The following is a 17497-nucleotide window of genomic DNA, read 5'->3' as shown; positions in this document are numbered from 1 at the left end:
TGAGCGAATCCACTGTTCAGATGTTCCACGGCGGCCGCGGATACGACCACTGTGCGACAGGCGCGCCAGCCGTTCCACCGGGTTCTCCGGCCTCCTGCCAGCGCAGTCACCGTCCGTCATCACGGTTCGAGTGGTATCTGAGTGACGGTGGTGACCCCGCTGAGCTTGTGTCAGCGTGGCTGTCCTCCAACGGACTGCCGGTGCGAAAATTGGGCCGTTCGGCTGAGGCATCTCACCCGAACGGTGCGGGGACGATCTGTGGATCATCACTCTACGTGTCGGCGACCGCCGGCTCGGTGATGGCCGGCGGGGCGGTGGGACAGCCGACGCCGGTTCCCGAAATCCCCGACGTGGTAGCAGTTCTCTACCGCCACACCGACCCGGCGGAAGTCGCCGGCGAGGCTCTCGCGGCGCTGCCGGACGGTGACGCGGAGTCATCGGAGCCGACGTGGTCGCTGGGGCCCTGGACGGACTCCTGGTCCGCCCGGGAGCATGCCAACGCGGTCAGGGCGGTCCACGACGCCATCCGAAGGGGTGACGTCTATCAGGTCAACGTCGTCGGGCATGCGAGCGCCCCGTATACGGGCGATCCCGGCGTGGCCCTACAGCGGGTGACGAAACTGCCGGGTGCGCGCTATGGCGGAATCCTGACAGGGCGGGACTGGGTGATCGCCACGGCCTCGCCGGAGACCCTCGTGGAGGTGCGTGCCGGCCGGGTGGTGACCCGGCCCATCAAGGGCACCCGCCCGGCGACGGCGGTGGGTCGCCGGGAGCTGCTGGCTTCCGCCAAGGAGCGGGCCGAGCACGTCATGATCGTCGACCTGGAGCGCAACGACCTGTCCCGGCTGCCCGGCACCGGCCCGGTCCGGGTGGACGAGTTGTTCGCCGTCCGCCGCTGGTCGGGGCTGTGGCAGGCCGAGTCCGAGGTGTCCGCCCCGATTGACGGTGATCTCGGCCTCGCGGACCTGCTGCGCGCCGTCTGCCCGGGTGGCTCGGTGACCGGCGCACCGAAGCTGGCCGCCCTGGACGTGATCGCCGCGTGTGAGCCGGTCGGGCGGGGCGCCGGCATGGGTGCGCTCGGCTGGATCGGCCCGGACCATGTCGACCTGGGCCTGACCATCCGCACGGTCGCGGTCACCGGCGGCCGCGTGCACTTGTGGGCGGGCGGTGGCATCACCATCGACAGCGATCCGGCCGCCGAGGTCGCGGAGGCCGCCGCCAAGGCCGCCCCGATCCGCGCCGCCCTGGCTGGGCCGGGCGCCGCCGGTGAGGACCGGCCACCGTGTGGGTAGGGTCCGCCGCTTGCGTCCCACCTGGGTAGGGTCGGCCGCATGACTGTGCGTCCCATCCGGCTGTTCGGCGACCCCGTGCTGCGCACTCCCTCCGTGCCCGTGACCGATTTCGATCACGACCTGCGGCAGCTCGTCGCCGACTTGGAAGACACCGTCCGGGTGCCGGGGCGTGCCGGCGTCGCCGCCCCCCAGATCGGCGTCAACCTGCGCGTCTTCTCCTACAACGTGGGTGGACACGTCGGTCACCTGGTCAACCCGGTTCTGTCCGACTTCGTCGGTGACCAGGACGACGAGGAAGGCTGCCTCTCCCTGCCCGACATGGGCTTCCCCACCCGGCGGGCGCTGACCGTCACCGCGACCGGCTTCACGCAGGACGGCGCACCACTGACCATCGCCGGCACCGGACTGCTGGCCCGAGCGCTGCAACACGAGACGGACCACCTCGACGGCCGCCTCTACATCGACACGCTGACCGGCGACCCCCGCCGCCAAGCCCTGCGCGAGCTCCGCCGCACCCGCCCCACCCCGGGCCGGCGCTGACCGCGGTCACCACCGGCGAATGATCTCCCGCAGGTCGGGCGGATCGAGGTCGGGCAGGCCGGGCAGCTCATCCAGCGGCACCCACCGGTGGCCGAGCAGCTCCTCCCGCTCGTAGGGGAGCAGCCCGTCACCCGTCAACGTCGGGCGGGACGTGGGATAGCGGGCCAGGAAAAACTGCTCCGGGCCGGTGAGCCGGCTGCCCTTCCAGACCACGTCGCGGTGCACCTCGACACCGCGGTCCCCGACGGCCGCCGGGTCGAGGCCGGTCTCCTCGGCCAGTTCCCGGCAGGCCGCCTCCCAGTGCGTCTCGCCGGGGTCCAGGCCGCCGCCCGGGGGCTCCCACACCTCATGACCGTCGACCGGGTCGCGCCAGTGCATGAGCAGGACCCGGCCGTCCACGTCGAGACAGATGACCCGCGCCGCGGGCCGATGGGTGATGTCCATCAGACCACGATGAACGACGGCGGCGGATGGCGCAGGAATTCATGGTGCGAGATATCCCATCCGTACGCGCCGGCGCGCCCGAAGACCAGCACGTCACCGATAGCCAGATCGGTCACCGGCTGGTCGCGGGCCAGGATGTCGCGCGGCGTGCACAGTTCGCCGGCTACGTCCACGGTCTGGTCGTTCCACCGTGGCCGCTCCCATGGATACGGCCACGCGGCACGGCTGAGCACGGTGCTGGGGTGGCTGTAGCCCCAGGCGGCGGGGAGCCGGAAATGGTGGGTGCCGCCGCGTACCACCGCGAACCGGCGGCCGTGTGCCTGCTTGAGGTCGACGACTTCGGCGGCGTACCAACCGGCGTCGGCGGCGAGCAGCCGGCCAGGCTCGACGATCAGCTCCACGCCGGCCGGCACGGTGACACCCGCGCCGACCGCGGCCAAGTCGATGGTGGCGTCGCTGAGATAGTCGACGCCGAACCCACCGCCGGCGTTGACCGTGCGCAGGTGGATGCCGTGCCGGGCGGCGGCCCGCACCGACCAGTCCAGCGCGTCGGCGAGGAACCGGGCGTGCGCGGGACCATCCAGGTTGTTGGACACGGCGTGCAGGTGGAACCCGGTGACGGTCACCTGGTCGTGCGGGAGTGCCAGCACCTCGCCGAGCTGCGACTCCTCGACGCCGAACGGGGTGGGTGCGCCCGTCATAGCATGGCTGCCGGGCAGGGCGGCGGTGGCACGGTTGACCCGTACGCAAGCGGATGCGACGACCCCCGCTTCCCGGGCAAGCCGATCCAGCCGGCGCAGCTCCTGGCCGCTCTCGATGTTGACCTGTGCGCCGGCGGCGAGAGCCGCGGCCAGCTCGGCGTCGGTCTTGGCCGGCCCACCGAACACGATCCGCCGGGCCCCGGCAGCCTGCGCGAGGAGCAGCTCCCCACCCGAAGCGACCTCGACCCCATCGCAGGCCGCGGCGAGGGTCCGCACCACGTCCGGATGCCCATTGGCCTTCACCGCGTAGAGCAGGGTGGCAAACGGCAGGGCGGCGCGGACAGCGTCGGCCCGGTCCCGCAACGCCTGCCGGTCATAAACGTACGCACACACCGGCGACGGCAGGTCGCGCAGCGCCGCGACGACCCGGTCAGGCGGCCGCATGCAGCGGATTCTGCACGAGTAGGTACTCGTCGCCGGTGCCGGACAACCGCATCCGCACCAGCGCCTTGTGCGGCACCCGCGCGGCGGTGAACGCGGCATGATCGGCGCGTCCCGCCCCACCCAACTCCTCGTACGTCTCGTCCACGACGGACCGCACGAGCCGCCAAGCCGCATCCTCGGCGAGTCCGTGCGATGCGCCGAGCCGCAGCACCAGCTCACCGAGGTGGGCTTGGAACGCGGTGTACCCCAGCTTGGCGCGGAGCACGTCGACATCGTCGGTGCCCACCACCGAGCCGGGCCACAACGCCACCTCATGCCCCGCGGCACCGAGCCGGCCGGGATGCAGCCGCAACCCCGCGAAGTCGCGAACCGCCAACCGGTGCGGCACCCCACCGACGAACGTCGGCAGGCAGTTCTGCAGGTGCGCCTCCAGCGCCACCCCACGGACGGTGAGCCGCAGCAACGGCGGCAGCAGCAGCCGAGCGTACGCGGCCAGGAACCCCGCGGCGGCCGACGCATCGTTGCGGCAGCCGGTGCTCGCGGCGTACGCCGTCACCAGTCCGGCGGCGAGCACGGGCAGCGCACCCCCGGCTACCGCCTGCTCACCCGGCTCGAGCCGCCCGGTGAGCCCGTCGCGCAGGATCGCCGACATGTCCCGCCCTGCGGCAGGAACGGCGCCACCCTCGGTCTCGGCCAGCAGGATCAGCCGTCCGGGGTCCGGGTCGTCGGCGACCAGCCGGTGCAGCAGCGCCGACACGCAAGGACCGTTGCGGGTGCTCGCCACCGAGATGCCCCGCCGCGTCGACGTGACCTGAATGTCGAGGGACAGCTTCAGATAGCGACGGCTGCCGTCCGCAGCGGCCGGCAGCAGCAGGGTGCGCAGCGCGGCCGTCGGGATCGCCGGCAGCTCCACGTCCAGGATCCGCACCGCGCCCGAGTCGGTCAGCCGCTGGTGCCGCCCGGCAACGATCGCGTCGCGCTGCCATGCGTGCACGGGCAGCAGCCGGTATCCGCGCGGCGGCTCCGGCAGCTCCGGATAGGCCGCGCGCAGCGTCACACCGAGGTCGTCGCCCAGGTACGCACCGGCACGCACCGCCAGAAACCCGATTCGGGTGTGCCCCGCCTCGAGATCGTGCGCCAAAACATCGGTGGTGTCCCAGCCGAGCCGAGTCCGCCCGCACGGATGCAGGTTGTGCCCGGCGACGGCCAGCCGTTCCCCCGCCACCGCCCGTTCGTCAGGGCCCGCAGGTTCGTCATCCGTCACCCGAGACAGGGCGATAGCAAGATTGACGACAGCGTTGCGCAGCTCGGCGGCGAACCCGGCGGTATTGCCGGGCAGCCCGGCCGGAATCAGGTCGGCCGGATCATCGGCCCCGGCGCTGGCATACTCCACCCGACGAAACGCGTGCACCCGATCGTGCCGCCCGGCCGCCGCCAGCCCCTCCCGAACCAGCGCCCCGCGCAGCCGCCGCCCAACGATGTCCGCCGCGACCGGCAGGTGCCGCATGAACGCATCGACCAGCTCCGGCGCATGCACCGCCAACGACGCGCCCGCATCCGCTGCCGCAGCCGGCAGCCGACGATCGGCCACTTCCGGAGTCACACCACACCTCCTCGACCCGCCATCACGACCCTGACCTGCGCTCCGATGTCGTCAGTCACGCCACACCTCCTGGGCATGCCTTCCTGGCGCTGCGCTGCGTTCCGGTGTAGTCAGTCATGCTGTGCTTGCGGGGGCATGCCTTCCTGGCCCTGCGCTGCGCTTCGGTGTAGTCAGTCATGCTGTGCTTGCGGGGGCATGCCTTCCTGGCCCTGCGCTGCGCTTCGGTGCAGTCAGTCATGCCGCTGCCGACAGGGGGTTGTCGAGGTGCGTCCAAATGTCGTCGAGCGGGTCGGCGGCGAGGCGCATCGCCGTGGTGGCTTTGACCGGCAGCGGTGAACGCAGGATGGCCGCCGCGTCGGCCGTGCCGGCGGACGCGAAAGCTGCGGCAGCCGTGGCCCAGAGCTTTGCCGGATCGGCGCCCGCGCGGGTCAGGACGGCGACAAGCTGCCCGACAATGGTGCCGACCGCGGCGGCGAGTTTGGTGCGCAAGACGACCGGGTCGTCGCTGGGCAGGTCACCGTCGAGCGGCGGCGCCTCGAAACCTGCGGCGCGCAGCCGGGCTGGGCTGACCCGGACCCCGCCGAAGTCGCGGTAGATGATGCGGGCCGGGCGGCCGCGGTCCAGCACGACGAGCGTGTTCTGGCCGTGCGCTTCCAACGCGACGCCGCGGTCCAAGACCGCCAGCAGCGGCGGGACCAGCAGGTGGGTGAGATCGTGCCACCATCCGTACGGGTCGGTCGCCGCGTGCAGCAGCACCGGCCGCCCATCGTACGGGTCGGCGGCTGCCAGCGCGGCCAGCGGCAACACGGTCTCGCCGGGGCCGACTACCGGTGCGGTGCGGTGCAGGTGGGCGAGTTGGCGGTCGGGTAGTCCGTCGTCGGTGCGGACTGCTCCGGGGCCGTACTCGGTGAGGACGCTCAACGGCAGACCGACAGCCACGTCCCGCAGCAGCTGAGACAGCCGCGGTCCGTTGTGGAGGGCAGCGGGGGAGACGGTCCGCACCGCCGAGGTCATCTGCACATTCAGCGCGGTTTTCACGTGCGCCGAAGCCCCGGCGACGGTTCGCAGTGACATCAGCGGCCGCACCGGTCCGGTCTCGCCGGCGTCGGTCAGGTACGGATATCGGTCGCGGAGCCGGTCCACTTGCCACGGGTGGGCCAGCAGCACCGGCGGCCCGTCGCCGTACCAGCGGTCCGGGGGCACCCGCAGCCGACGCAGCCGCAGGGTGGGCCGATGCTCGGGCGCGTACGCGAGAAGGTCGGCGATGCTCATGCCCGTGCGGGTGCGGCAGCCGGGGTGCAGGGGATGCCCGTCTGCGACGAGTTGTTCGTAGGTGGCGAGTGCGGTGGCGGCGTCGAGCAGCGGCCGTGCGGCTGCCGGGGGCGGGTTGGCGTATGCCAGGGCCAGGTTGGCGACACTGCCGGCGATTTCGTCGTGGAAGCCGGCAGCCCAGCCGAGTGCCGCCACCAGCGCCGCCGGGTCGGTGATCCGCCGCTGATCATCCACTGTGACCGTCAGTCCGGCCGCGACCTGCGCAAATGCCGTCGCGGCCGGAGCGGGATAGGTCAGGCGTCGACCGTCGGCGAGCTGCACGCTGCCGGGGGAGCGGGCAGCGACTCCGGGCAGGTTCTCGCGGTGCAGCGCGCCGAGCAGTCGGGTGAGGATCTCGGCGCGCGCCTGCGGTAGCGCCCGGTCGTAGGCGGGCACCAAGCCGGGATGCAGAGTGCCCAGTTCAGCGCGGGTCCGGTCGGTTTCGGCGAGGGGCACGGCTCCCATTGTCCGGTACCGCACCGGACAATGCTCCCCGCACCCCTAACATCCTAGGACGGCTTAGCGGGTGTGCGACCCGACACTGGCCGCACACCATCCAGGACCAAAGTCAAAACCACAAAGGAATTTCACCGACCCCTCAGAACAACAGGGCTGCTTCCCTGGCCGGGTCGAGGCCCACCACCGGCCGATCAGGGCGTTGGGGTGCCTGGCCGCCGATGCTGCGCAGCCAGGTCCAGGTGTCGGCGACGGTGTCGCGGACCGGCCGCACGGTCAGCCCGGCTGCTAGTGCCCGGCTGACGTCGCCGCAGTGCATGAAGTGGTGGTCGGGGCCGGGCGGCAACCAGATCGGCAGTTCGATCCACGGCTCGATGCCCGCGGCGAGAATCGCCTCCGGCGCCGTCCAGCGCAGGTCGGCTTTCCCGCCGGTGACCTCGTTGCCCACCTCGAGCACGTCGCCCATGCTGGCGTGCCCGGACGGGCTGACCACGTTGTAGGCGCCCGTATGCCCGGCCGCGGCGGCGTCGAGCAGGAAGTTCGCGAGGTCGCGGGCGTCGATGTACTGCAGGGGCAGGTCACGGGGGCCGGGCGCGAGGGTGGGGCCGCCGGCGGCGAGGCGGTGCAGCCACCAGGGCAGCCGGCCGATGTCTTCGTGCGGACCGAGGATGAGGCCGGCGCGGCCGAGCAGGACGGGGCCGTCGAAGAACTGTTCGGCGGCGAGTTCGGCGCCGCGTTTCGCTTCGGCGTATCCGGTGGTGCCGTCGCTGTGCGGGGAGGCGTCGACGACGGGTGCGTCTTCGGTGCAGGGGGCGTCGTCGCCGCCGGTGTAGACGCTGCGGCTGGAGACGTACGTGTAGTGCCCTGCGCGGCCGCGTAGGGCGGTGGCGGTGTCGCGGACGGCGGTGGGTGCGGCGGACCAGGTGTCGATGACGGCGTCCCAGGTGCCGCCTGCGAGGGCGGCGAGTCCGTCGGGGGCGGTGCGGTCGCCGGTGAGCGCGGTGACGCCGGGTGGTGGGGGTCGGTGGCCGCGGTTGAGGACGGTGACGTGGTGGGCGCGGGTGCGGGCTTCGTGGACGACGGCGCGGCCGACGAATCCGGTTCCCCCGAGGACGAGCAGCTTCATGGCCTTGACGATGCCGAGTGTCGTACCCGGGGCGGAAGATGGGATCGCTGTGAGCGGAACGGAGAAATGGGGTGTGTGGTGGCGGTGCGGATTGATCTGACGTTTGACTGCGTGCGGGCGTCGGTGTTGGCGGAGTTCTGGAAGGTGGCGCTGGGTTATGTCGATGAGCCGCCGCCGGCGCCGTTTGCGACGCGTGCGGAGTGGGTGGCGTCGTTTGGTGAGTCGGCGGATGAGGACGAGGACGATGGGGCGTGGTTGCACGATCCGGCGGGGGTGGGTCCTCGGTTGACGTTCTTGGCGGTGCCGGAGGCGAAGGTGGCGAAGAACCGGCTGCACCTTGATGTGCGGGTGGGCAAGGGGCCGGAGCAGTGGGCAGACATCTCGGCGAAGGTGGCGCAGTTGGTGGCGGCGGGTGGCCGGGTTGTCGCGTCGTTCGAGGGCCATCACGTGGTGATGGCTGATCCGGAGGGCAACGAGTTCTGTGTGGCGGCGTGAGACGCGTGGGGTGCGAATGTCGCTTTTTGCTGAGTGTCAGCTGTGGGTTGCTGGGAGGAGGCTGTGCGGACTTTAGCTTTTCTTGAGGTGCAACCTGGCGGCAACCGTTCGTGACCGCAACCTGCACCCGGCGCCACGAAAAGTTCCCCCTGTCAGCCGGTGAGCCGTCACCGGGCGACGGGATACGAGGGGGAACACCATGTTCGCAGCGACCGCGCCGAAGACCGTCAGTCGTGAGCTGGAGAACCTGATCCGCGAGAACATGCCGCTGGTTGGTCACCTGGTGCGCGAGATGCTGTTCAAGGTTCCGGCGCACGTGCACCGCGACGATCTTGCTTCGGCGGGGTATGCGGCGTTGGTGACGGCGGCGCAGGCGTTCGACGCGTCGCGCGGTATTCCGTTCGGCCGGTTCGCGGCGGTGCGGGTGCGGGGTGCGCTGCTGGATGAGCTGCGCAGCATGGACTGGGCGAGTCGGTCGGTGCGGGCGCGGGCGCGGCGTGCTGAGGTGGCGCGGCAGGAGTTGACGGCGAAGCTGGGGCGGACGCCGTCGCCGACGGAGTTGGCGGCGCTGCTGGGTGTGGGTGTGTCGGAGCTGGCGTCGGTGGATGACGATGTGCAGCGGGCGGCGGTGCTGTCGTTGCAGGGTTTCACGGCGGGCGCGGCGGAGGACATGGTCACTGAGGCGTCGCTGAACCCGGAGGAGATGCTGCTGCACCGGGAGCGGGTGGGTTACCTGCACGACGCGGTGTCGGTGTTGCCGGAGCGGCTGCGGTTTGTGGTGGAGGCGTCGTTCTTGCAGGAGCGTCCGCTGGTGGAGGTGGCTGCGGAGTTGGGTGTGACGGAGTCGCGGGTGTCGCAGCTGCGGACGGAGGCGTTGGCGTTGCTGCGGGACGGTTTGTCGACGCACATGGAGCAGCAGGCGGGTGCGGCGGCCAAGGATGGTGTGGTGGCGCGGCGGCGCGCGGCGTACGCGGCGCAGATCGCGGGTCGCAGCACGATGGCGTCGCGGCTGGCGGTGACGGACGCGCAGGGTGTGCAGCGTTCGTATGCCGCGTAAGGGATTGTGGGATCAGGCCGTCATCTCCGGTTGGGGGTGGCGGCCTTTTCTGGTTGCGGGGTGTGGGGTCTCGGGGCAGAGTGTTCGGGTAGCCGTCTGTGTGGGGAGCTGCTTCTTCCGTGTGATACCGACCCGGTCCGTGTGACGCCGCTGAGTTGTCGCGTGCGTACGGGCCGCCGTGTCGTGTCGGTGTGTTCTGCGGAGGTTTTTCGTGTTAAAGGCTGTGTCGTTGGGTGCCGCCCATGACGGCGATGTGTTGTTCGCGGATGCTGATCTGCTGGTGGGTGCCGGTGATCGGGTCGGGGTGGTGGGCCCGAACGGTGCTGGTAAGACCACGTTGTTGCGGGTGTTGGCGGATGAGTTGCGCCCGGTGGCCGGGTCGGTGACGTACGCGCCGGGTGTGCGGGTGGGTTATGTGCCGCAGCAGGTGGCGGGTGCGGACTGCACGGTTGACGAGTTCCTGGCGGCGGGGCTGGGTGAGGTGGCCGAGGTGACGGCGCGGATGCGGGGCCTTGCGCGGGAGTTGGCCGCTGGTGGTGACGTGCTGGCGGCGTACGGACAGGTGCAGGATCGGTGGTCGGCGCTGGAGGGTTGGACGGCCGAGACCAGGATGGCGGAGGTTCGCCAGCGGCTGGATGTGGCGCACTTGGCCGGGGATCGGCCGGTGGGTGCGGTGAGCGGCGGGGAGCAGGCCCGGTTGTTGTTGGCGCGGGCGTTGCTGGCGGAGCCGGACGTGCTGCTGTTGGACGAGCCGACGAATCATCTGGATGCGGACGGGGCGCGCTGGCTGGCCGATTGGCTGGCGGGGTTCGCGGGTGGTGTGGTGGCGGTGAGTCACGATCGGGCGTTTTTGGACGCGGTGGTGACGCGGATTGTCGAATTGGACGGCATTCACGATGTGCCGCAGGACTATCCGGGTGGGGGTTACCGGCACTTTCGGGCGGAGAAGCTGCGGCGTTGGCGCAAGCTGCTGCGTGATTTTGAGGCGCAGGAGAAGGATCGTCGGCGGTGGGAGGCCGATATCGCGCGGACGAAGGCGCAGTCGTTGCGGGTGGAGTTGACGGTGCGGTCCGGGGTGGAGGCGCCGCATCTGCGGAAGATCGCGAAGCGGGTGGCGCGGAAGGCGAAGGTGCGTGAGCGTCGGCTGCGTCGGCAGATGGATTCCGTGCGGTGGATGGATGAGCCGCAGTCCCGTCCGCCGCTGACCTTGGCTTTTCCGGACGATGAGGCGGATCCGGGCGAGGTGTTGATCGAGGCTGCCGGTCTGACGGTGGAGCGCGCTGGTCGGGTGGTGTTGGCCGGGGTGGATCTGCGGGTGCGCCGCGGTGACCGGATTCTGATCACGGGTCGTAACGGTTCGGGTAAGACGACGCTGGTGGAGGCGCTGCGGGAGTGTGCCGGGGTGCCGGTGGGCGTGTTGCCGCAGACGGATGCGGGTTTGCGGACGTCGGTGTCGGTGGTGGATTTCTTCCGGTCGCAGGTGCCGGTGTATGCCGAGGATGCGGAGCGGCTGCTGGCCGGGCATCAGTTCGGCCCGGAGCAGTGGGGTGCTGCGCTGCGGAGTTTGTCGGCGGGGGAGTTGCGGCGGCTGCTGCTGGCGGTGTTGGTGAACAGTCCGGCGCGGGTGTTGCTGCTGGACGAGCCGACGAACTTTTTGGACTTTGCCGCGCTCGATGTGGTGGAGGAGGCGTTGCGGGCTTATCGGGGGACGTTGGTGACGGTGACGCATGACCGGTTTTTCGCGGCGGCGGTCGGTCACACGGTTACCTGGCATGTCGCGGACGGTGCCGTGCGGGTGAGCTGAGATCATGGCGGCATGTCCCTGGTTCCGCGTCAGTCCGCCGGGACGGTCGCGGCCGTCGGCGGCGCCGAGCAGGTCACTGAGGCGTGGTTGCAGAACCGGCGGTTGTCGGCGCATACCCGCGACGCGTACCGGCGGGATGTGCATGCGTGGCTGTCGTGGTGTGCGCAGCGTGAGGTGGATCCGCTGCGGGCGTCGTTTTTGGACGTGAATGCGTACGCGCGGGGTCTGGAGGCGCGGGAGTTGGCGCCGGCGACGGTGGCGCGCAAATTGTCGGGTTTGTCGAGCTGGTACGACTTCCTGGCCAAGGTACGGGCGGTGGACGCGAACCCGGTGTCGGGGGCGGACCGCCCGTACGTGTCGCGCGACCATTCGGCGACGGTGGGGTTGAGCCCGGAGGAGGTCGACGCGGTGATCGCGGCGGCCGAGTCGGCGACGGGCGCATCGGCGGACCGGCATCGCGCGGTGATTGCTCTGCTGGCCGACCTGGGCTTGCGGGTGGGCGAGGTGGTGGGCCTGAACGTGGCTGACCTGGGGGTGGAGCGCGGGCATCGCAGTGTGCGGTTCATGGGCAAGGGTGGCCGGGCCCGGCGGCGGGCGCTGACACCGTACGTCGCGGAGACGCTGGACGCCTACCTGGCGGGGCGGGCCGCGGCGCAGGAGACGACCGCGGACCGGTTGGATGGGCCGCTGCTGGTGACGGCGTCGGGGGCGCGGCTGGACCGGCATGCGGTGTTTCGGCTGGTGCGGCGCCTGGCCCGGGAGGCGGGCATCGTCGGGTGGGCGCGGTTGTCGCCGCACTCGTTGCGGCACGCGTTCGCGACGTCGGCGCGGGCGGAGGGTGTGCCGCTGGAAGACGTGCAGGATGCGATGGGACACGCCGACCCGAGAACCACCCGAAGGTACGACCGGGACCGGCACAACCTGGACCGGGATCCGTCGTACACGCTCGCGGCGGCCCGTGCCCGGCGCAGCGCGACCTGACGCTACCCCCTATCCTCGACCGCGGTCCGGCAAGACGATCACGGGACGGGGTTGGGTTGAATATCTTCGAAGCGGTGCTGTTGGGCGCGGTGGAGGGTTTCACCGAGTTCCTGCCCATCTCCAGCACCGGCCACCTGACCATTCTGGAGAAGCTGCTCGGCTACCAGATCGACGCGCCGGACATTACGGCGTTCACGGCGATCATCCAGTCGGGCGCGGTGCTGGCCACGGTGATCTTCCTGCGGAACGACATTCTGCGGATCATCACGGCCTGGTTCCGGGGTGTGTTCAGCCGTGACCAGCGCGACAACGCCGACTACCGGTTCGGTTGGGCGGTGATCCTGGGCTCGATCCCGATCGGCATCGTGGGTCTGCTGTTCCAGGACCAGATCGAGACGACGCTGCGCAGCCTGTGGTTCGTGGCGGGCGCGCTCATCGTCTACAGCGGGGTGATGTGGTTCGCGGACCGGGCGGCGACGCAGATCCGGCACGTCGAGGACGTCACTTGGAAAGACACTTTGATCATCGGTACGGTGCAGTGTCTCGCCCTGATCCCGGGCGTCTCCCGCTCCGGCGCGACAATGACGGCGGGCCTGCTGCGCGACCTCGACCGGGTGACGGTCACGAAGTTGTCGTTCTTCCTCAGCATCCCGGCGCTGCTGGGCGCGACGGTGCTGCAGACGGTCACCGAGTTCGACAACATCTCCACCGACAACGGCGGGGTGGGCTGGCTGCCCACGATCGTGGCGACGGTGACGAGTTTCGTGGTGGGCTGGTTCGCGGTGTCGTGGCTGCTGAAGTTCATCGCCCGGCACTCGTACTCCATCTTCATCGGCTACCGCCTGGTGTTGGGCGCGGTCCTGATGGTCCTGCTGGCCACGAACGTCATCGAGCCGAAGTAGGCAGGTTCCAGCCCAGGACGCGGCGGACGGAGTGACACCGGTGGCGGGACCACGACGGTCAGCACGGATGGCGCAGAACGGCCTGGACCAGCGCTAACGCCGCTTCCGGTGTCAGTCCGAGGGATTTTGTCTCGTCCGCGTACCGTTGCGCCGCTGCTGCCGCCGCGGTGGGCGTGCCGGCGGCAGCGGCGGTGACCAGCGTGCCGGCCCGGCCGTGGGTTTCCACCAGGCCGGCCTGCTCGAGCTCGCGGTAGGCGCGGGCCACCGTGTTGACGGCCAAGCCCAGGTCGGCGGCGAGGTGCCGCACCGGCGGCAGGCGGGTGCCCGCCGCGAGGGTGCCGTCCGCGGCCAGGGCGGCGATCCGCAGCCGAACCTGCTCGTAGGGTGGCACCGGCGACGCCGGGTCGATGATGATGTCCACGGTTCGGCCCCTGTCGTCAGAGCAGCCGCGGCGGGGTGTTACCCGCGGCGGTGATGGCCCGGCGTATCGGGACCATTGCCAGCAGGATGCCAGGTGCCCGCTGTTTCAGCCGTTTGTGGACCACCACCGGGCCAGCGCCGCGGTGGCGGGATCGTCGGAGTCGGCCAGGGCTGCCCACGGGTCGACGGCCGGCGGCAGCTCTTCGGCGGCGTACTCGGCAAGCTCCTGCGGGGTGACCGGCGCGACCGGCTCGGCGGTGGGGGTCAGCGCGGCCAAGCCCAGGCTGCCGGTGTCGGTCCAGGGGAAACCGTCGATGGGCTCGGGCAGCGGCCCCACGTCGACGGCAGGTGGGAACAGGTCCGGTGGTGGGCCGCTGTCGGCGGCCGCGTCGGGGTCTGCGCCGATCGGCCCCAGCACCGGTGTGACGGTGGCTGCGGCGGGCTCGTCCGGCTCGGACGCGGGCAGGTCGGGCGGGGCGTCGACCGGCGTGATGTCCGGCTGGTGGTCGACGACGTCGTCGGCGAGGAACTCGTCGGGCTCATCGGGTACGCCGAAGACGTCGTCGTGGACCGCGCCGTCGAAGGGTTCCGGCAGTTCGTGCGGGGCGAAGGGGGTCGGGTCGTCGAAGTCCGACCAGCCGGGTTCGTCGCTCATGCGTGCTCCTGACCGATGGGGGCGGTGGTGGGTGCCAGCACCCGCGCTCGGGTGAGGACCTCGTCCACCTGGGTGAGCCGGGCCTGGAATTGCTGCCGCTCCGCGGCGGCGGCCGCCCGCCGGCGGGACCGCCCGGCGGCGTCTTCGGCTGCGGCCGTGTCGATGTCGGCGATGTGCGCGTCCAGTTCCCGCAGCCGGCGTTCCACGGCGTCGTCGACGGCGACACCCAACGCGTACTGCAGGTCGGTGAAGCGGTGCGCAATTTCGTCCTGCAGCGCCGCTCGGGCCTCGGACAGCACGTCGCGCAGCCACAGCCGGGCCTGCTGCCGATCGTTGTGCACCCGCCGCCGGTACAGCACGTAGCCGCCGGCGGCCAGGCCCAGACCCAGGCCGGCGACCGGCACCAGCAGGCCACCGGCGACCACGCCGCCCGCACCGAGCGCCGACGCGCCGAACATGGCACCCCGCCCGGCCATGAACGCGATCCCGCCCGCCGACAGCGCCACCAGCAGGTTGTCGCCGGAGCCACTGTGCGGGGTGCCCGCGGTCAATGTGTGCCGCAGGGTCGCGTTGAGCCGGTCCAGCAGGCCCGCCCGTTCCTCGTCGTCGAAGACCTGCGCCAACACCCGGTCGCCGACCTGCGCGAACGTGGCCCGCAGCTCCTCGGACAGCCCCACGGCCACCGCCTGCAGCTCGGTGTCCAGCTCATCGGGCAACGCCGCCAGCGCGGCCCCCCGCAAACCGTCGACGCGGGCGGTCAGCTGCTGTTGCAGGGCGGCGATGCGGGTCCGCAACGACCCCACCACGTCTACCCGGGCGCGCTGCGTCTCGGTGCTCAACAGCAGCGCCCACTGCCGCGATTCGGTGCGTTTACGAGCGGCCAACGCACTGCGTTGCGCGCGGACCCGGGCGGTTTCGCCGGCAGGTGCTTCGGCGGCCCGTACCCGCGCGTCGGCGCCCTGCTCCAGGCGGGCCAGTTCCGCGCGGGCGGCACGCAACACGTTCGCCAGTTGCAGTTGGTGGCCCCTGCCGGCCAACTCCACCAGGGCGTGTTGCAACACCGCGATCTGCGACGACTCGATCAGCGTGGCCTGCTCACCGGCCGGCACGCGCAGCGCCAACTCGGCGAGGCGCGCCGACACCGGGAACCAGGGCGCGTCGGCGAACCGGGGTGCCCGCGCCCGCAACAGCATCCGGTTGTCGTCGACGATGCGCCGCCAGCCCGCGAACGCGTCCACCTTCGTCAACACGAACACGACCGTGTCGACGCGCTGCCCGGCGGCGGCGAGAAAGTCCAGCTCCGGCTGCGACAGCGGCGCCGACGCGTCGGCGACGAACAGCAACGCGGTCGCCTGCTGCACGGCGTCCAACGCGACAGCGGCGTGCGCGGGGTCGAGTCCACCCGCGCCGGGCGTGTCGAGCAGGCTCACGTATTGCAGCAGCGGCGCCGGATGGGTGACCTCGATGCGCCGTGCCGCGCGGGGACCGCCCCGGCCGGTGGCCCACGCCCCGAGGGCATCCGGCGCCAGGTCGACCGGCTCCTGCCCAGGCACGTACGCGACCGCGCCGGGCCTGGTCCCGGGCGTGAAGTGCAGGTAGGCGGCGGTGGCGACGGCCGCGTCGACGGGCGACAGGCCGGGCACCCCCAGCAACGCGTTCACCAGCGAACTCTTGCCGCGTTTCGTTTCACCGACCAGCACCACCGACGGTCGGGTGACCCGCCGGCGGCGCAGCTCGGCCAGGTCGGCGCCGGCATCGGAGTCGGCAGCCGACACCGCGGCCACCGCGTCGCGCACCGCCGTGTCGAGCAGCTGCGCCAGCTCCCGGGTCACCGCAGGCCCTCCGGTGCCGCGCGCAGCGACTGGGCCAGCAGGTGGAACCCGCGGTGGGCGACCTGCGCGACGCGGGCCTGCGCGGGGCCGGCGCCCGCCACCGCATACACCCGCCACCGCCCGGCGGCCTCCACCGCGGCGGCGGCCAGCTCGGCGGTGCCCGCCTGCGGCAAACCCAGCACCGTACGCGGATCGTCGCTGGTAGCCAGCCGGGTCAGTTCCCGTTCCCACGCCACCGGCAGCTCGACCCGGCCGGTCGCGACGCGCTGCGCGGCCTCCAACAGCCGCAGCCGGTGGTACGCCGGGTCGCGCAGGACCTGCTCGGTCGCGTCGCGCAGCACCTCCCGGTCACGGCGCTCACCGGCGTGCCCGGCCAGACGCTCCAGCCGGGACAGCGCCCACCCCGCCTTGATCGCGTCGGCGCGCCACCGCAGCGACCGGTCCACCGAGTCGCGCAGCCGCGGCAGGCCGGAGGCCAGAATCAGCCGGCGGACCAGGTCCCCGGTGCCCAGCTGCGGTTGCGCCGCCAACTGCGCCAACGCGAACCCGATGCCGTACAGGTCGAGCAGCGCCAACAGCCGCTCGCGTTGCGGCACGCCGACCGGCGCCGGGCGGCTGCGGAACAGGTCCGCCGAAGCGAGCAGGACCTGCAGCTGGTCGCCGGGCAGCACGGCAAGCTCTTTTAGGGCGGCACAGTCCGCGGCGGTCAACCGGCCCGCCTCCGCGGTCTCGGCGAGCAACCCCACCACCGGCACCACCTGCGACACCGTACGGGCCAGCAACGCGGCCTGCTGCTCGGCGAGCGGACCGGCGACCGGCCACGGGTCCGCCACCCCACCGATCGTGTCGATCTTGCCCAGGACACCCAGTGCGTTGATCGGGCTGCTCGCCAGCCGCGCCGACGCCGCCCGGAAGGCATCCAACGCGTGCACGTCGTCGGTGCGTACCGCCTGGGTGAACACGTACACGACGGCTTCCGCGGCGGCGACCTCCGCGGCCGAATCGGCGTCGATGTCCGCGTCGAACGGGGCGGTGGGCTCACCCAACTCCGCCGCAGCCCGCGCCGACACCTGCGTGTCCGCCGACGCCAAACCCGGCGTGTCCACCACCGTCAGGTCGCGCAGCTTCTCACTCGTCAGCGTGACATCCACGTACGCGATCCGCGCCGCGCCCCGGCCCAACCGCTGCGGGATCATGCCGTCGTCGTCCAACGGCAGACTGGCCCGGCTGCCGTCACGGCCAACCACCTCGACCCGGTCGGCGGTGCCGTACCGGAACCGGGTGACCACCCGGGTGCATTCACCCACGGCGGTCGGGGCGACCCGCCGCCCGATCAACGCGTTGACGAGTGTCGACTTTCCGGCTTTCAACCGGCCGGCGATCGCTACCCGTAACGGCTCCGCCAGCCGGTCGCGAACCTGTCGCACCTGGCCA

General features: G+C 71.6%; 16 protein-coding genes. 7 read left to right on the top strand and 9 right to left on the bottom strand.

Annotation, left to right across the window (positions count from 1 at the left end):
- Positions 1-20: 20 nt before the first annotated feature.
- Both ACIA1L_RS16250 and ACIA1L_RS16245 read left to right on the top strand, forming a co-directional pair.
- Complete coding sequence (locus tag ACIA1L_RS16250) at positions 21-1292, top strand: chorismate-binding protein (RefSeq protein ID WP_396073625.1); 1272 nt, start codon at positions 21-23, stop codon at positions 1290-1292.
- 39 nt (positions 1293-1331) lie between these two features.
- The gene (locus ACIA1L_RS16245) at positions 1332-1832 is read left to right on the top strand and encodes a peptide deformylase (protein WP_396073498.1); all 501 of its coding nucleotides are present in this window, start codon (positions 1332-1334) and stop codon (positions 1830-1832) included.
- Positions 1833-1838: 6 nt separating this feature from the next.
- Here ACIA1L_RS16245 and ACIA1L_RS16240 read toward each other — a convergent pair whose 3' ends face one another.
- From ACIA1L_RS16240 to ACIA1L_RS16220, 5 genes are all read right to left on the bottom strand, one after another.
- Positions 1839-2276, bottom strand: a complete 438-nt coding sequence (locus ACIA1L_RS16240; protein WP_396073497.1) for an NUDIX hydrolase — start codon at positions 2274-2276, stop codon at positions 1839-1841.
- Entirely contained in the window at positions 2276-3421 is a 1146-nt protein-coding gene (locus ACIA1L_RS16235; protein WP_396073496.1) for an alanine racemase, read from the bottom strand. Before ACIA1L_RS16235 ends, ACIA1L_RS16240 begins: the two co-directional genes overlap by 1 nt.
- Complete coding sequence (locus ACIA1L_RS16230) at positions 3408-5024, bottom strand: IucA/IucC family protein (protein ID WP_396073495.1); 1617 nt, start codon at positions 5022-5024, stop codon at positions 3408-3410. Before ACIA1L_RS16230 ends, ACIA1L_RS16235 begins: the two co-directional genes overlap by 14 nt.
- A 234-nt stretch (positions 5025-5258) precedes the next feature.
- The gene (locus ACIA1L_RS16225) at positions 5259-6800 is read right to left on the bottom strand and encodes an IucA/IucC family protein (RefSeq protein WP_396073494.1); all 1542 of its coding nucleotides are present in this window, start codon (positions 6798-6800) and stop codon (positions 5259-5261) included.
- 133 nt (positions 6801-6933) lie between these two features.
- On the bottom strand, positions 6934-7917 hold the full coding sequence (locus ACIA1L_RS16220) for an NAD-dependent epimerase/dehydratase family protein (RefSeq protein ID WP_396073493.1): 984 nt from the start codon (positions 7915-7917) through the stop codon (positions 6934-6936).
- A gap of 78 nt (positions 7918-7995) precedes the next feature.
- Between ACIA1L_RS16220 and ACIA1L_RS16215 the strand changes: the two genes are divergently transcribed.
- The 5 genes from ACIA1L_RS16215 (at position 7996) to ACIA1L_RS16195 (ending at position 13156) form a co-directional block, all read left to right on the top strand.
- A complete protein-coding gene (locus ACIA1L_RS16215) occupies positions 7996-8412 on the top strand; it encodes a VOC family protein (RefSeq protein WP_396073492.1) in 417 nt (138 codons plus the stop codon).
- 199 nt (positions 8413-8611) lie between these two features.
- Positions 8612-9469: a sigma-70 family RNA polymerase sigma factor gene (locus ACIA1L_RS16210; protein ID WP_396073491.1), complete on the top strand. Its 858-nt coding sequence runs from the start codon at positions 8612-8614 to the stop codon at positions 9467-9469.
- A 211-nt stretch (positions 9470-9680) separates the two neighbouring features.
- Positions 9681-11273: an ABC-F family ATP-binding cassette domain-containing protein gene (locus ACIA1L_RS16205; protein ID WP_396073490.1), complete on the top strand. Its 1593-nt coding sequence runs from the start codon at positions 9681-9683 to the stop codon at positions 11271-11273.
- 12 nt (positions 11274-11285) lie between these two features.
- Positions 11286-12254, top strand: a complete 969-nt coding sequence (locus ACIA1L_RS16200; protein WP_396073489.1) for a tyrosine-type recombinase/integrase — start codon at positions 11286-11288, stop codon at positions 12252-12254.
- 56 nt (positions 12255-12310) lie between these two features.
- Positions 12311-13156: an undecaprenyl-diphosphate phosphatase gene (locus ACIA1L_RS16195; protein ID WP_396073488.1), complete on the top strand. Its 846-nt coding sequence runs from the start codon at positions 12311-12313 to the stop codon at positions 13154-13156.
- Between the two features lie 58 nt (positions 13157-13214).
- On the opposite strand, the gene ACIA1L_RS16190 is transcribed toward ACIA1L_RS16195, so the two are convergent.
- The 4 genes from ACIA1L_RS16190 to ACIA1L_RS16175 form a co-directional block, all read right to left on the bottom strand.
- Positions 13215-13577 (bottom strand): GntR family transcriptional regulator, encoded by a 363-nt coding sequence (locus tag ACIA1L_RS16190; RefSeq protein WP_396073487.1) that lies wholly within the window; start codon positions 13575-13577, stop codon positions 13215-13217.
- A gap of 105 nt (positions 13578-13682) precedes the next feature.
- Positions 13683-14231: a hypothetical protein gene (locus ACIA1L_RS16185; protein WP_396073486.1), complete on the bottom strand. Its 549-nt coding sequence runs from the start codon at positions 14229-14231 to the stop codon at positions 13683-13685.
- Positions 14228-16063, bottom strand: a complete 1836-nt coding sequence (locus tag ACIA1L_RS16180; RefSeq protein ID WP_396073485.1) for a dynamin family protein — start codon at positions 16061-16063, stop codon at positions 14228-14230. Before ACIA1L_RS16180 ends, ACIA1L_RS16185 begins: the two co-directional genes overlap by 4 nt.
- A complete protein-coding gene (locus tag ACIA1L_RS16175) occupies positions 16060-17490 on the bottom strand; it encodes a dynamin family protein (RefSeq protein WP_396073484.1) in 1431 nt (476 codons plus the stop codon). Before ACIA1L_RS16175 ends, ACIA1L_RS16180 begins: the two co-directional genes overlap by 4 nt.
- Positions 17491-17497 lie beyond the last annotated feature (7 nt).

This window comes from Actinoplanes sp. NPDC051859 (assembly GCF_044452725.1).
GTDB lineage: Bacteria > Actinomycetota > Actinomycetes > Mycobacteriales > Micromonosporaceae > Actinoplanes.
The sequence above is the reverse complement of the archived record's forward strand: the minus strand, read 5'-3'. Positions and strand labels throughout refer to the sequence as shown.